Annotated in this window: 11 protein-coding genes; 8 read left to right on the top strand and 3 right to left on the bottom strand. The window is 65.5% G+C overall.

Translation table 11 applies throughout. The annotated features are described in order from the left end of the window. Window positions 1–347: 347 nt before the first annotated feature. Complete coding sequence (locus NLM31_RS03750) at window positions 348–2,312, top strand: methyl-accepting chemotaxis protein (protein WP_254127973.1); 1,965 nt, start codon at window positions 348–350, stop codon at window positions 2,310–2,312. Here the strand turns inward: NLM31_RS03750 and NLM31_RS03745 are convergent, their stop codons facing one another. Continuing rightward, a complete protein-coding gene (locus NLM31_RS03745) occupies window positions 2,313–3,038 on the bottom strand; it encodes an RDD family protein (protein WP_254191503.1) in 726 nt (241 codons plus the stop codon). A 395-nt stretch (window positions 3,039–3,433) separates the two neighbouring features. On the opposite strand from NLM31_RS03745, the gene NLM31_RS03740 reads away from it, so the two are divergent. Then, entirely contained in the window at window positions 3,434–3,862 is a 429-nt protein-coding gene (locus NLM31_RS03740) for a hypothetical protein (RefSeq protein ID WP_254191502.1), read from the top strand. 18 nt (window positions 3,863–3,880) lie between these two features. On the opposite strand, the gene NLM31_RS03735 is transcribed toward NLM31_RS03740, so the two are convergent. Next, window positions 3,881–6,040 carry an EAL domain-containing protein gene (locus tag NLM31_RS03735; RefSeq protein ID WP_254127970.1) on the bottom strand — a complete coding sequence of 720 codons (2,160 nt, stop codon included), beginning with the start codon at window positions 6,038–6,040 and terminating at the stop codon, window positions 3,881–3,883. A 571-nt stretch (window positions 6,041–6,611) separates the two neighbouring features. On the opposite strand from NLM31_RS03735, the gene mepA reads away from it, so the two are divergent. The 5 genes from mepA (at window position 6,612) to modC (ending at window position 10,790) form a co-directional block, all read left to right on the top strand. Next, window positions 6,612–7,556 carry a penicillin-insensitive murein endopeptidase gene (gene mepA / locus NLM31_RS03730; RefSeq protein ID WP_254191501.1) on the top strand — a complete coding sequence of 315 codons (945 nt, stop codon included), beginning with the start codon at window positions 6,612–6,614 and terminating at the stop codon, window positions 7,554–7,556. A gap of 307 nt (window positions 7,557–7,863) precedes the next feature. Next, window positions 7,864–8,367 (top strand): hypothetical protein, encoded by a 504-nt coding sequence (locus NLM31_RS03725; RefSeq protein ID WP_254191500.1) that lies wholly within the window; start codon window positions 7,864–7,866, stop codon window positions 8,365–8,367. 250 nt (window positions 8,368–8,617) lie between these two features. Beyond that, a complete protein-coding gene (gene modA / locus NLM31_RS03720) occupies window positions 8,618–9,403 on the top strand; it encodes a molybdate ABC transporter substrate-binding protein (protein ID WP_254191499.1) in 786 nt (261 codons plus the stop codon). A gap of 26 nt (window positions 9,404–9,429) precedes the next feature. Beyond that, on the top strand, window positions 9,430–10,125 hold the full coding sequence (modB, locus tag NLM31_RS03715) for a molybdate ABC transporter permease subunit (RefSeq protein WP_254191498.1): 696 nt from the start codon (window positions 9,430–9,432) through the stop codon (window positions 10,123–10,125). 2 nt (window positions 10,126–10,127) lie between these two features. Further along, window positions 10,128–10,790: a molybdenum ABC transporter ATP-binding protein gene (gene modC, locus NLM31_RS03710; RefSeq protein ID WP_254191497.1), complete on the top strand. Its 663-nt coding sequence runs from the start codon at window positions 10,128–10,130 to the stop codon at window positions 10,788–10,790. A 179-nt stretch (window positions 10,791–10,969) separates the two neighbouring features. Here modC and NLM31_RS03705 read toward each other — a convergent pair whose 3' ends face one another. Then, window positions 10,970–12,763, bottom strand: coding sequence for a potassium/proton antiporter (locus tag NLM31_RS03705; RefSeq protein ID WP_254191496.1), 1,794 nt, complete (start codon window positions 12,761–12,763; stop codon window positions 10,970–10,972). A gap of 235 nt (window positions 12,764–12,998) precedes the next feature. Between NLM31_RS03705 and NLM31_RS03700 the strand changes: the two genes are divergently transcribed. Further along, complete coding sequence (locus NLM31_RS03700) at window positions 12,999–14,309, top strand: mechanosensitive ion channel family protein (RefSeq protein ID WP_254127963.1); 1,311 nt, start codon at window positions 12,999–13,001, stop codon at window positions 14,307–14,309. The last annotated feature ends 85 nt before the right edge of the window (window positions 14,310–14,394 follow it).

The raw sequence follows: 14,394 nt of genomic DNA, 5'->3' as shown, positions 1-14,394 counted from the left end.
TCAGCCTTGAAGCGGACACCCCAACGCCAGGCTGCAATCCGTTCGAGCAACGGTTTCGTGACATGCATGCCATCGCCCGGCAGATCCGGGCCCACGACACGCATTACGAGGATGTCGGCAAGGCGATCCTTGCCGAAAACCGCTAGTCGCCTGCGCGCGACGCCGCGTCGCTTTGTCTCTGCCGATAGCGAACGATCAATCCCTCCATGCGCTTACCGCATTGAGTCATGCAAAAGGGCCGTAGCGAATCCGTGGAAACACGGAGCCCATCCGCTCTTGTTGTTAAGCAATTTCTGGGACCGTTCTGCAAAACCAAGATCAATCTTTGGAATGCCCGGGAATTTTCGATGTTCATGCTCAAGTCGATTGCGGCTCGCCTGATTCTCACGATCGCGCTCACCGTTGCGGTGGCCTGCGCCATCCTCTCCGGCTTCTCGATCACCCAGCAGCGGGCGCTGACACGGATGGCGCTCGATCAGCAGCTCAAGCTGCAATATGAGAGCGTCATCGCAGCGATCGACTATGAGGGACGTTCGGCCCTGGCGGTCTCCGCCGTGATCGCGGCACTCCCGCCGGTTGGAGATGCCATCGCCAAGGGCGACCGCGACAGCCTGGGCACGCTGCTCGGCGACGCCAACAAGGCGCTGAAGGCGCAGGGCATCCCCCTGATCACCTTCCAGCTGCCGCCGGCGACCTCGTTCTATCGCGTCCACGCGCCCAAGACCTTCGGCGACGACGTCTCCGCGCGCCGCGCCACCGTGGTCGAGGCGCTCAAGACCGGCCGGCAGATCGTCGGCGTCGAGCCGGGCCGCGAGGCGCTCGGCATCTTCGGCCTGACGCCGATCGTGCGCGACGGCAAGAACCTCGCCAATGTCGACGTCGGCGCCGCCTTCGGCAAGGAGTTCGTCGACCGCGCCAAGAAGCGTTTCGGCATCGACCTTGCGGTCTATTCGGTCGACGGCGCATCGCTGAACAAGCTGTCCTCGACCTTCGGCGAGAACGCCGTCGCCAAGCCGGACGAGCTGAGGGCCGTGATCAGCGGCGCGCCGCTGCTGCGCGAGGCCGAGCTCGACGGCCACCCGGCCGAGGTCTATGCCGGGCCGATCAAGAACTACGCAGGCCAGCCGGTCGGCGTGCTCGAGATCATCAAGGACACCACCGAATACGAGGCCGCTTTCGCCGCCTCCGAACGCAATCTGATCCTCGGCACGGTCGCAATCCTTGCCGCCGCAATTCTGCTGGCGTTCCTGCTCGGGCGCGGATTGTCGCGGCCGCTCATCGCGATCACCGCGGTCATGAACAAGCTGTCGAGCGGCGACACCAGCGTCACCATTCCCGGCAGCGAGCGGGCGGACGAGCTCGGCACCATGGCCAAGGCGGTCGAAATGTTCCGCCAGGGCATGCTCGAAACGGGCGCGCTGCGCGAGGCGCAGGAGGCCGACAAGGCCAAGGCCGCGATCGAGAAGCAGGCCCTGCAGCGCCAGATGGCCGACCGTTTCGAGGCCGACGTCAAGGGCGTGGTCGCAGCGGTCGCCAAGGCGACCGAGGGCATGCAGCATGTCGCGGGCGAAATCACCTCCAGCGTCAACGGCACCTCGCAACGCGCTTCCGCCGCGGCGACCGCGTCGGAGGAAGCCTCGACCAGCGTCAATGCGGTCGCGGCCGCGACCGAGGAGCTCGCCTCCTCCGTCACCGAGATCGGCCGCCAGGTCACCCATTCCAGCCAGGTCGCGAGCGGCGCGGTGGTCAAGGCCACCGAGACGACGGAGATGGTCACGAGCCTTGCTGCCTCCGCCGAGCGGATCGGCGACGTGCTGCGGCTGATCAGCGAGATCGCGAGCCAGACCAATCTGCTGGCGCTGAACGCCACGATCGAGGCGGCCCGCGCCGGCGAGGCCGGCCGCGGCTTTGCCGTGGTCGCCTCCGAAGTGAAGGAGCTGGCGAGCCAGACCGCGAAAGCGACCGATGAGATCGCGACCCAGGTCAATGCGATCCAGGCCGCGACCGGCAATTGCGTCACCGCGATCTCCGACATCAGCGGCACCATCCGCGACATCAGCGGCATCGCCACCACGATCGCCGCCGCCGTCGAGGAGCAGGGCTCGGCGACGCGCGAGATCGCCCGCAGCGTGCAGCAGGCCTCCACCGGCACCACCGAAGTCTCGGCCAACGTCGCCGGCGCAAGCCAGGCCGCAGACCAGTCACGGGCGCTGGCCGGCAATGTCATGGTCGCCTCAGGCGAACTCGGCCAGCACGCGACCGCGCTGATGAAGAGCGTCGATACGTTCCTGGCGGGGCTGCGCGCGGCCTGATCAGGCCTTGCGCGCGCCGAGCAGCTGGCCACGCCAGCCGAGGGCGAGGACAAAGGCCAACACCACCAGGAACACGATGCCGGCAACGGCGTCGACGATGCGGTCACCGCCTGTGCACATGCTGCTGTAGAAGCAGGCTCGCGACAATATGCCGGCTCTGAGCAAGAGGTCGAGCGCTATCACATAGAGAACAAAGCAGACACCGAGATAGGCCACCGTCACAGCGGCGCGCCGCAAGCGCGACGGCGTCCCCGCACCGTCGAACTCGCGCCGCTCAGTAATGAATTGCGACGGTGTGGCCTTTGCGGGGTCGCGAATCTGCACAGTGGAGCGCGTCAGAAGATCATGGACCGTCTGGTTGCGGCGGGTCGCCGCCATGCTCAGGAACGAATACCAGCCTAACAGACTCTTCAGTGCAAATCGTCCGAGCGCCCTGGCGAAGCTCAAATTGCCGCCATCGTCGGCGACAACACGCAGGTTGGTCCAGTAGTGCCCGAGCGTGGCGCCGCCCCACCAGACCAGTAGCGGTTCGTAGAGCAACAGGATCAGAACGACTCCGACGCCAAGAACGCGGGCGAGCGCATTGCTCTCGACATTAGCGGCAACGGCCAAGGCGCCGAATATCAGGGCCATCGCCAGCATCCAGTCGAGCAATATGGCTTTCAGCCGACGCGAGAACCGGGCATAGCGTGGCACGTCCGGCGCCGCTGGTGCATTGGGGTTCATAGGCGCTGGACTCCGCGATCCTATTCAATCGTCAGGCGCTGACAATGGCGGAGGTCCGACCAGGCCACCAGCGCAGCGTCCTCGCCGCAGGTTGTATCTGCGCTACGCTAGGCCTTCAAGAGGCCGACGATCTCCGCATTGCCGAGCTCATACCGTCACAGCAAATCGGCTCTACTCGATCACCTCTCGGCTTCGACCAGCATCGTCGGTTGCACGTGCGAGCCAAGCCACCGATCACTCACGGGCCGAAGAGCGTCGATACGTTCCTGGCGGGACTGCGCGCGGCACAAGGGCTGCGATCTGTTTGACTTGAATCAAGCCTGGCGCAGCAAAGCTGCCCCGAATAGGCTGTTGACGGCCGCGCCAGGGCGCCGCCGCACAGCACGGAGATGGTCATGAGGTTCTCGAACTCTCTACGGACGACCGTTCTCGCCGCGGCCGGTGCCCTGCTCGTCACAGGCGCCCAGGCGGGCCCGATGCCGACATCCGTGGCCACGATCAAAGCGATGGTCGATCCCGTGACCACCGAAGTGCGCTGGGGTTACGGCTACCGCGGCGGCTACGGCTATCGTGGTGGCTATGGCTATCGTGGCGGCCTGGCCTATCGCGGCTACGGCTACCGCCGCCTCGATTACGGGGTCGCCGGCGCCGTCGTCGGCGCCGGGATCGCGAGCGCTTACTACGGAGGCCATGGAAGCTATTACGGCGGCGACTATGGCGGCGGCTATTCCGCCTACGGCTATCCTTCCGGATACGGCTATGGCGGCGGCTACCACTATGTCGACGACTCCTGCATGCCGTCCGGTCCCTACTCGGGCTACTAGAGTCCGATCTGCCGAACGCTAGGCCACCAGCGCGGTATCGCCATCGATCCCGCGCTGCGCCGCCAGCAGGCTGATGATCTCGGCATTGGGCCGGGCCTTGCTGAACAGAAAACCCTGGCCCTCGTCGCAGCCCTCGGTGCGGAGGCAGCTCAGCTCGGCTTCGGTCTCGACGCCCTCGGCGGTGATGATGACGCCGAGGCCTTTGCCGAGGCTGACGATGGAGCGGATGATCGCCTGCGCCTCGCGATTGGCGCCGAGATCGCGGACGAAGGACTGGTCGATCTTGATCTTGTCGAACGGAAAGCTGCGCAGATAGCTGAGGCTGGAATAGCCGGTGCCGAAATCGTCCATCGAGATGCGGACGCCGAGCGCGCGCAGCGCATGCAGCGTCGCCAGCACCTGCGCGCTCTTCTCCAGCAGCAGCGTCTCGGTGATCTCGAGCTCGAGCCGCCGCGGCGGCAGGCCGGAATACTTCAGCGCGTCCGTGACCATCGAGAGCAGATTGCCGCTGCGGAACTGGAGCGGCGACAGATTGACGGCGACGCGGACGTCGTCCGGCCAAGTCGCGGCATCGAGGCAGGCGCGGCGCAGCATCAGGCCGCCGAGCGGATTGATCAGACCCGTCTCTTCCGCGACCGGAATGAACTCGGCCGGCGAGACCATGCCGCGCTCGGCATGCGGCCAGCGCACCAGCGCCTCGAAGCCGGTGATGCGGCCACTCTGGAGATCGACCAGCGGCTGGTAATACGGGCGCAGCACGTCGTTCTGGATCGCGTCGCGCAGCTCGACCTCGATCTTGCGGCGGCTCTGCGCTTTTGCATCTAACGCAGCCTCGAAGAAGGCGAAGGTGCCGCGCGCGTCGGACTTGGCCCGCGACAGCGCCATGTCGGCGCTCTTGAGCAGCTTTTCGGACTCGTCACCGTCGCCGGGCGCCATCGCGATGCCGATGGAGGCGCCGATCACCACCGAATGACCGTCGAGCAGATAGGGATCGGCGATGGCTTCAAGCAGGCGCTTTGCCAGGCCCACCGCGTCCTCGGGCCGGGTCAGGCCGCTCTGCACGATCGCGAACTCGTCAGAGTTCAGCCGCGCCAGCGCGTCCTCGTCGCGCAAGGTCGAACGCAGCCGCTTGGCGACGCCGCGCAGCAGCTTGTCGCCAACCGCGTGTCCCAGCGTGTCGTTGACCGCCTTGAAATTGTCGAGCCCGAGCATCAGGACTGCGACCTTCTCGGGGCTGCGCCGCGAATGCTGCAGCATCTCGTCCATGGTCTGGCGCAAAAGATTGCGGTTGGGCAGGCCGGTCAGCCCGTCATGCTGCGCCATGAAGGCAAGCCGCGCTTCGGCGCGCTTGCGCTCGGTGATGTCCATCAGCGCGAGCAGCACGGCGGGCCGTTCATCATAGCTCAGCTCGCGGGAATAGATCGCGAGATCGATCAGCGCGCCGTCGGCCTTGACGTGCTTCCAGGTGCGCGCGGCCTGCTCGTCGCTGGAGCGGTCGGTGGTCCAGGGCGGCTCGCTGTCGAAGGCCTGCAGTGAACGGATCTTCAGCTTCTCGAACTCGGCGCGGCTATAGCCGTAATGCGCGATCGCGGCGTCGTTGACGCCGAGAATGCGCTCGTCGTCGAGCGCGCAGACGATCATCGGAACGGGATTGCCATCGAACAGCAGGCGGAACGAGGCCTCGCGCTGCTTCAATTCGGTGATGTCGACGCGCAGGCCGACGACACCGCCGTCATCGGTGCGGCGTTCCTCGATCAGGATGACGCGGCCATCGGACAGCGTCTGCTCGTGGCGCTTGCCGGGCTCGTGGAGCTTCTTCAGTCGCTCGGCGATCCATTCGTCCTCGTGGCCGGCCGCTTCCGGATAATCGCCGCGGGCGACGCCGACCCGCAGCGTGTCTTCGAGGCGCGCGCCTTCGGCGAACAGATCGGCGGTCCTGCTGTAGATCTCGGAATATTGCTTGTTCCAGAGGACGTAGCGGCCTTCGGGATCGAGGATCACGATGCCTTGCGGCAGCAGGTCGACGGCCTGGCGCAGCCGCTCATGCGATTTGCGCGCTTCGATGATGGCGGCTTCGGCTTCTGCACGGCTCTGCACGAGCTGGTCGCGTTCGGCGGGCGGATGCGGCGCGCGCGCAAATCGCGGCTTGCGCGGCTGTCCGCCGCCCCTGGCAAGCACGTTGCGCTTTCGCTTTCCTGTTTTTTTGGACCCCAAACTCAACTTCACACGTCCTAGCCGCGCCCAGCGGACGCAAGTCTTGCTCCAAGTGTCTGAAAGAAAAGTAATCTTGGGTGGTCTCGTCCTCCGACGACGCGCCTTGCAGTAGCCGGACGGCGGAGCGTTTTGCCTGTTTGCGAGGCGCAATCGGCGCCGGCGGCGCGTCGAACCTGCTTGCTCGTCGCGATCGTCGAGAGCGGAGATGCAAAAACGCGCAGTCTCCATGAATCAATTCCGGAATGCAGGCCGCTTGCATGCAGGAGCCGGGTGCATCTCGTTCCGCGCACGAATTTTGGTCAATGCAGGATAGAGTTATCGCGCCGTTAAGAATCGCACCGCCGCAGCGGAAATTTGCGACTTTCGCACGATGTCCCAGCTGCCTTGAGGGCGCTCGGGTCGGAACTATGGATCGTGGCGTTACAGACTCTCACGCTTGATCGGCGCCAACGGCTGTAAAGACGTTGTGAGGCGGCGCCCCGCCGAAGGCCTCATCCTTAACCCTGACGCAGGCTTGGGCTATAAGAACGTCAGCATGAGTCCCCGCCGAATCGCCCCTCTCCTGCTGATGATGACGCTCCTGGCCGCCGGCAGCGCGCTGGCCCAGGACAAGGGCAGCGTGAACGCAAAACCGTTGCCGCCGCTCGCCAATCCGAACGATCCGCATCTCGGTGCCAAAGAGCTGTTCGCGCGAAAACTGCTGCCCTCGACGGGACCGGCGCATGTCATCGGCTCCTACGTGAAGGGCTGCATCGGCGGCGCCCAGCAGATGCCGCTCAACGGCGACAATTGGCAGGTGATGCGGCTGTCGCGTAACCGCAACTACGGTCATCCCGATATGATCGCGCTGATCAAGCGCCTGGCTGCCAGGGCGCACAAGGACGCGGGCTGGCCGGGCATTCTGGTCGGCGACATCGGCCAGCCGCGCGGCGGGCCGGCGCTGTCAGGTCATGCCAGCCATCAGATCGGGCTGGATGCCGACATCTGGCTGACGCCGATGCCGGACCGTCGGCTATCGCGCGAGGAGCGCGAGGAGATGTCGGCGGTGATGATGGTGCGCGAGGACCGGCTCGACATCGATCCGAAAGTGTTCACGCCGGCCCACGTGCTGGTGCTGCGCGATGCGGCGCAGGAGCCGGCGGTGCAGCGCATCTTCGTTAATCCCGCGATCAAGAAGGCGCTCTGCCGTGAAGCCAAGGGCGACCGCTCGTGGCTGTCGAAGATCCGGCCGTGGTGGGGCCACGACTATCATTTCCATATCCGCATGCGCTGCCCGGCGGGATCAGGCGAATGCGAAGGCCAGCCCTCGCAATCCGAGGACGAAGGCTGCAAGCCCTCCGATTTCGCCTATTGGTTCAGCGAGGGCGTGCTGCACCCAAAGCCGCCGCCGGAGCCGCCGAAGCCGAAACCGCCGATGACGCTGGCCCAGATGCCGGCGGCCTGCAAAGCGGTGCTGCGCGCGGCGGATGCGAAGCCGTAGGGCACACTGCCGCTCCATTTTCGGTTGTCGTCCCCGCGAAGGCGGGGACCCATAATCACAGGGAGGAGTGTGGGACATCGCTCCCACTCCGGGTCTTCGTCAAACATCTCCCTGGGGGTATGGATCCCGGATCTGCGCTTCGCTTGTCCGGGATGACGGACTGCTGACTGGTCCGCATCCCCCCAAATGCGCTAGGATCGCCCGGCCGCGCGGCCGTAAGCCCGCGGCATTCCGGGATGCGCATCCCGTTCGCCGACAAAACCTGACTGCAAGCTGCGCCCACGCGCGGCCAACGATGAGATTTGACATGCGCGTCCTCGCTCTTCTTGCCGTGCTCTCGATCAGCGCGACCTCCGCTCTCGCGGCGGAGGAGCCCAGCGGCTGCGACAAGTTCAAATGGCCGATCGAGCGCGACCGTGCCGCGCTGACCGCGCCGGATCGCGCCAAGCTCGCCTCGGGCGCCGAACAGGCCGGGATCCCGACATCGGCAATCACGCTGGGCCTGGTCGCGCCCCAGGACGCAAAACTGCCGACGCCGCCGGAGCGGGCGCCCAAGGACGGCACCTTTGCCGGCTTCACCAGCATCAAGGCGGCCAAGGCCGGACTCTACACCATCAGCCTGTCCTCCGGCGCCTGGGTCGATCTGGTCCAGGACGGGCATTTCCTCAAGCCGGTGGCCTTCAGCGGCGCCACCGATTGCGACGGCATCCGCAAGACCATGAAATACGAGCTCTCGGACAAGCCGTTCGTGCTCCAGGTCAGCGGCGCCAAGGATAGTTCGCTGTCGATTTCGATCCTGCCGGCGCAATAAGCGGGATGTTATTGTTTGCGCATGATCTTTTCGGAAAACCGCGACACACTTTTCCGGATCATGCGTTGGACAAAGGGTCGCCTTTGACCTGAAGCCCCGGCCTGCTATCTTCGCAGCTGCGATATCCCCGTCGGCCGTAAGCCGTTGCGGGGACACGTGGAACAGCGCTTCCGCCGGTCGCGACCTGAACCCACCCAACGCCAGATTTGCGCGTGCGTTAGCGCGCGCGGGCTCGCACGGAGCGCCATCCATGTATCGTATTGCCGGACTTTTCACCGCCTTCATCATGCTCGCGGGCGCGAGCCTCTCGCCCGCCGCCGCCGAGGACAAGACCATCACGGTCTTCGCCGCCGCGTCGATGAAGAATGCGCTCGACGAGGTCGACGCCGCCTACACCGCCAAGACCGGCGTCAAGTTTTCCGTGAGCTATGCCGCGAGCTCGGTCCTGGCAAAACAGATCGAGCAGGGCGCGCCGGCCGACGTGTTCGTCTCGGCCGACACCGACTGGATGGACTACGCCGCCTCCAAGAAGACCATCAACGAGCCTTCCCGCGTGAACCTGCTCGGCAACAGCATCGTGCTGATCGCGCCGAAGGATTCCAAAATCGACAACGTCACCATCGCGCAGGGTTTCGACCTCGCAAAACTCGCCGGCGACGGCAAGATCGCGACCGGCGACGTCAAGTCGGTGCCGGTCGGCAAATACGCCAAGGCGGCGCTGGAGAAGCTCGGCGCCTGGACCGCCGCAGAGCCGAAATTCGCCATGGCCGAGAGCGTGCGCGCTGCGCTGACGCTGGTCGCCCGTGGTGAAGCCAACCTCGGCATCGTCTATTCCACCGACGCCAAGGTCGAGCCCGGCGTCAAGATCGTCGGCACCTTCCCGGCGGATTCGCATCCCGCGATCATCTATCCGGTTGCGGCGACCACGACCGCGAAGCCCGAGACCAACGACTATCTCGCCTTCCTGCGTACCTCGGCCGCCAAGACCATTCTGGAAAAATACGGCTTTAAGTTCCTGATCAGCCCGACCACTTGATCTTCGCGATCTGATATTACGACTTGATGCTCGACATCTCTCCCGCCGAATGGACGGCGATCCTGCTCTCGCTCAGGGTCGCCGTCATCGCGACGCTGGTGGCAACGCCGTTCGGCATTGCGCTGGCGTGGCTGCTTGCCCGCAAGGATTTCTGGGGCAAGTCGGTGCTAGATGCCGTCGTGCATCTGCCGTTGGTGCTGCCGCCTGTCGTCACCGGCTATCTGCTGCTGCTCACCTTCGGCCGCCGCGGCCTCGTCGGCGGCTTTCTCGCCGATCATCTTGGCATCGTCTTCGCCTTCCGCTGGACCGGAGCTGCGCTCGCCTGCGGCGTGATGTCGTTTCCGCTGCTGGTGCGCCCGATGCGGCTGTCGATCGAGGCGATCGACCGCCGGCTCGAACAGGCCGCCGAGACGCTCGGTGCGGCGCCCTTCAAGGTGTTCTTCACGGTGACGCTGCCGCTGGCGCTGCCCGGCGTGCTCGCCGGCATGGTGCTCGGCTTCGCCAAGGCGATCGGCGAGTTCGGCGCGACCATCACCTTCGTCTCCAACATTCCCGGCGAGACCCAGACGATTTCATCCGCGATCTACTCACTGATCCAGACGCCGGATGGCGATGCTGCCGCTGCACGACTCGTGATGATCTCGGTCGGGCTCGCGATCGGCGCGCTGATCGCGGCCGAATGGTTCGCCCGCCGCGCCACGCAGCGCCTGCACGGGAACTGACCATGCTGCGCGTCGATGTCGAAAAACAGCTCGGTGAATTCTCGCTTCAGGCGTCGTTCTCAAGCGAAGGCCGCGTCACCGGCCTGTTCGGCGCATCCGGCGCCGGCAAGAGCTCGCTGATCAACATGATCGCAGGCCTGCTGCGGCCCGATCGCGGCACCATCGTGATCGATGGCGAGACCGTCGACGACAGCGCCGCCGGCATTCATGTGCCGACCTGGCGCCGCCGCATCGGCTACGTGTTCCAGGATGCGCGGCTGTTTCCGCATCTCAACGTCGCGCAGAATCTCGACTATGGCCGGCGGATGAACCGCCTCGCGGCCGATCCGGCGCAGCACAAGCGCGTCGTCGAGCTGCTCGACATCGGTGCCCTCCTTGACCGCCGCCCCGGAAAACTCTCCGGCGGCGAACGCCAGCGCGTCGCGCTCGGCCGCGCATTGCTGTCGAAACCGCGCCTGCTGCTGCTCGACGAGCCGCTCGGCGCGCTCGACGAGGCCCGCAAGCTCGAGATTTTGCCCTATCTGGTCCGCCTGCGCGACGAGGCCAATGTCCCCATGGTCTATGTCAGCCACGACGTCGCCGAGCTGCGCCAGCTTGCGACGCAGATCGTGATGCTGAGGCAGGGCCGCGTGACGTCGTTCGGCGGGGTGAAGGTGCTGACGTAACTTTCAGCCGTCGTCCCGGCGAAGGCCGGGACCCATACCGCGTGATTCATCGGTAGCGCGCGGTGCCGGTACTGGAAGGGTCAATGCCAGTCTTCGCCTAACTGCTCCCTGTGGTTATGGGTCCCGGCCTTCGCCGGGACGACACAGGAGAGTGTACTGGCAGCAAGCACCCGCGCCCTCTAAACCCCCGCCACCGACGTCCAGATCTCCGCGAGCTTCTTCCGCAACGCCTGCCTGCGCGTCAGCGGCGCCGGGGTCTCGTCGTCTTCCGGCAGGCGGAGGCCGACGACGTTGACGCGGCCGCCGGAGATGCTGCGCGCGACCAGCACGATCTCGCCCAGCGCGAGCTCGGCGCCTTCCTTTGGCGCGCGATCGAGATGAACGTCGAAATAGTCGGCCAGCGTCAGCTTGCTGTCGTCGTCGCTTGCCGGCACGCCGTAGATCTCGGCAAGCTCGGCGAGCGTGTGCTCGCCGGAGACCATGAAGTCGCCGAGCAGATGCGGATCGGGCGCCGAGCTTGGTTGCATATCGACGAAGAAGCGGTCGAGCGCCTCGGCCTTTTCCGGCGGTGCCAGCAGATAGATGTAATCGCCGGGCTCGATCGGCTCGGCTTCCACGGGCGTCAGAATGCTCTCCTTGCGGATCACCAGGGTCGGCTTGGACCAGGAGGGGATCAGACCGCGGCGGAAATACAGGCTCTTCGGCCGCACCGGATAGCCGACCAGCTGCTGTTCGAGCTGGCCGGGCAGATCCAGTTCGACGCGGCGCGGGCCGCGCTCGGCGCGCGGCAGCGCCACATGCAGCTTGCGCGCGGCGGGTGCGAGCGTCCAGCCTTGCAGCAGGAGCGAAATGATCACGACGACGAAGGCGACGTCGAAATAGAGATAGGCCTTTGACAGGCCGACCAGCATCGGGATCGAGGCCAGGAAGATCGCGACCGCACCGCGCAGGCCCGTCCAGGCGATGAAGATCTTTTCGCGCCAGTTGAAGCGGAACGGGGCGAGACACACGAACACCGCGATCGGCCGCGCCACCAGCATCAAGACGAAGGAGATACCGATCGCGGGCAGCACGCTGGAGCCGAGCCGGCTCGGTGACACCAGCAGGCCCAGCAGCACGAACATTACGATCTGCGCCAGCCAGGTCGCGGCATCGAGAAACGCCACCACCGAATTGTGCGCGCGCGTCGGCCGGTTGCCGATGATGATGCCCGCGAGATAGACGGCGAGGAAGCCGGAGGCGTGCATGATCTGCGAGCCGCCGAAAATCACGAGCGCGGCCGTGGTGACGAACGGCGCGTGCAGGCCCTGCGGAAGCGCGACCTTGTTGAGCCCGATGACGACGAGACGTCCGCCGATCACGCCGACGACGGCGCCGAGCGCCGCCTCCTGGACGAACTCCATCACCACATGGCCGGGCGAGCTCGAGCCCAGCGAGATGTATTCGACCAGCATCAAGGTGAGGAAGATGGCGAAGGGATCGTTGGTGCCGGATTCGGCTTCCAGCGTCGCACCGACGCGCGGGCGCAGGCGCAGGCCCTGGGTATGCACCAGCAGGAACACCGCGGCGGCGTCGGTCGAGGCCACGACGGCGCCGACCAGCAGCGACTCGGCCCAGTTGAGATCGAGCGCGAATTTCGCGAACGGCGCCGTGATCAGCGCGGTCAGCAGCACGCCGACGGTCGCGAGCACCACAGAGGGCGCGAGCACGGTGCGGATGCTGGCGAAACGCGTCTTCAGGCCGCCGTCGAACAGGATCAGCGCCAGCGCTACCGAACCGACCAGATAGGTGGTGCCGACGTCGTTGAACTGGAGCTGGCCGGGACCTGAATCACCCGCCAGCATGCCGATCGCGAGGAAGACCAGCAGCAGCGGCGCGCCGAAGCGCAGCGCGAGCAGGCTCGAGAGGATACCGGCCATGACGAGGACGGCGCCGAGCAGAATGGCGATGCTGAAAGAGTCGAGGGAGGCCATCCACCTTCCGGGTTCAAATCGCTGGAATTGCATCCTTATCGTCGCCGTACCGGCGCGCCAACCCATTTTCTCCCGCTCGCGGCAATCTGCCCGTATTTTGCGGCCTTAACGCGCTTCACTTCGCGGTGTATCGATGGCCGGGCCGCTTCCTTTGTGGGATTCTGCGGCACTTTCGAATCAAATCCTCGCCCGACGAGACCTGTCCCGACGCGACCTTTCCAACGAGACTTGCCCGATGGACCTCAAAGACTTCATGGAGTTCGTGCAGACCACCGCGCGCAGCGTCGGGGCGGAAATCGCCTCGCCATGGTTCTACCTGCAGTTCGGGCTCATGCTGGCGGCGGCCGGGATCGCCTATGCGGCGGAAGCCGCCATTCGCAACCGGGTCGACATCACCTCGCTGGCGATGCGCTGGCCGCTGCCGCTTCGCCAGTTCGCCCGCGTGATGGTCGCGAGCGGCTCGACGGCGGTGTTCACCCTGCTCGTGATCATCTCCCGCATCGTGATGTATCATGCGACCTGGCCGAGCCGCAGCTACCTCCTCATGGTCGCCGCCAAGCTCGGGCTCGCCTGGCTCGCGATCCGGCTCGTGACCTCGGTGCTGCGCAACGCCTTCTTCGTCAAGCTGGTGTCGGTTGCGGCCTGGTTCTTCGCCGCACTGTCCATCCTCGGCCAGCTCGATACCACGGTTGAGCTGCTCGATTCCTACGCCATCGTGCTCGGCGGCTTGCGCTTGACGCCGCTGCTGGTGATCAAGGCCGGCGCGCTCCTGATCATCGCGCTCTGGCTCACCAACATCGCCAGCAATTTCGCCGAGAGCAAGATCAACTCGACGACCGACCTGACGCCGTCGGTCCAGGTGCTGCTGGTCAAGATCATCCGCATCGGGCTGCTTTCGATCGCGATCGTGATCGCGCTCGGCGCGGTCGGCATCGACCTCTCCGCGCTCGCGGTGTTCTCCGGCGCGGTCGGCGTCGGCATCGGTATCGGCCTGCAGAAGATCGTCGCCAATTTCATCTCCGGAATCATCCTGCTCGCAGACAAATCGGTGAAGCCGGGCGACCTCGTCACCATCGGCGACAACACCGGGCGCATCAGCGCGATGAAGACGCGCTATATTTCCGTAGCCGCCGGCGACGGCCGCGAGTTCCTGGTGCCGAACGAGGATCTGGTGACGCAGAAGGTCGTCAACTGGACCTATACCGACAAGAACACGCTGGTGAAGATCATCTTCGGCACCAATTACGACGCCGATCCCAGGCTGGTCTGCAGGCTCGCGATCGAGACCGCGGCCGCCCATCCGCGCGCGCAGAAGGGCAAGCCGCCGAACTGCATCCTGACCGAGTTCGCCGAAGCCGGCATGAAGTTCTCGCTGACCCTCTGGCTCGCGGACCCCGACGGCATGGACAACGTCAAAAGCGACGTGATGCTGTCGCTATGGGACGCCTTCAAGCGCGAGGGCATTCGGGTTCCCTACCCGGTCCGCGAAATCCGCGTCCGCGGCGGGGCGCTGCCGGTCGAAACCACCGTAGAAGTCCCGAATTGAGACCGCTTTCGGGCACATGGCGGGTCGGCCCCTTGTTTTGACGCGCTTTCTTCATGCGAACCAGGACCCACTTCGCCCGAAAACG

It is taken from the genome of Bradyrhizobium sp. CCGUVB4N (assembly GCF_024199945.1).
GTDB lineage: Bacteria > Pseudomonadota > Alphaproteobacteria > Rhizobiales > Xanthobacteraceae > Bradyrhizobium.
This window is presented reverse-complemented; position numbering and strand designations above follow the sequence as displayed.

Coding starts and splice junctions, on each gene's coding strand:
- NLM31_RS03750 (WP_254127973.1), top strand. CDS start 348: ATGTTCATGCTCAAGTCGATTGCGGCTCGCCTGATTCTCACGATCGCG.
- NLM31_RS03745 (WP_254191503.1), bottom strand. CDS start 3,038: ATGAACCCCAATGCACCAGCGGCGCCGGACGTGCCACGCTATGCCCGG.
- NLM31_RS03740 (WP_254191502.1), top strand. CDS start 3,434: ATGAGGTTCTCGAACTCTCTACGGACGACCGTTCTCGCCGCGGCCGGT.
- mepA (WP_254191501.1), top strand. CDS start 6,612: ATGAGTCCCCGCCGAATCGCCCCTCTCCTGCTGATGATGACGCTCCTG.
- NLM31_RS03725 (WP_254191500.1), top strand. CDS start 7,864: ATGCGCGTCCTCGCTCTTCTTGCCGTGCTCTCGATCAGCGCGACCTCC.
- modA (WP_254191499.1), top strand. CDS start 8,618: ATGTATCGTATTGCCGGACTTTTCACCGCCTTCATCATGCTCGCGGGC.
- modB (WP_254191498.1), top strand. CDS start 9,430: ATGCTCGACATCTCTCCCGCCGAATGGACGGCGATCCTGCTCTCGCTC.
- modC (WP_254191497.1), top strand. CDS start 10,128: ATGCTGCGCGTCGATGTCGAAAAACAGCTCGGTGAATTCTCGCTTCAG.
- NLM31_RS03705 (WP_254191496.1), bottom strand. CDS start 12,763: ATGGCCTCCCTCGACTCTTTCAGCATCGCCATTCTGCTCGGCGCCGTC.
- NLM31_RS03700 (WP_254127963.1), top strand. CDS start 12,999: ATGGACCTCAAAGACTTCATGGAGTTCGTGCAGACCACCGCGCGCAGC.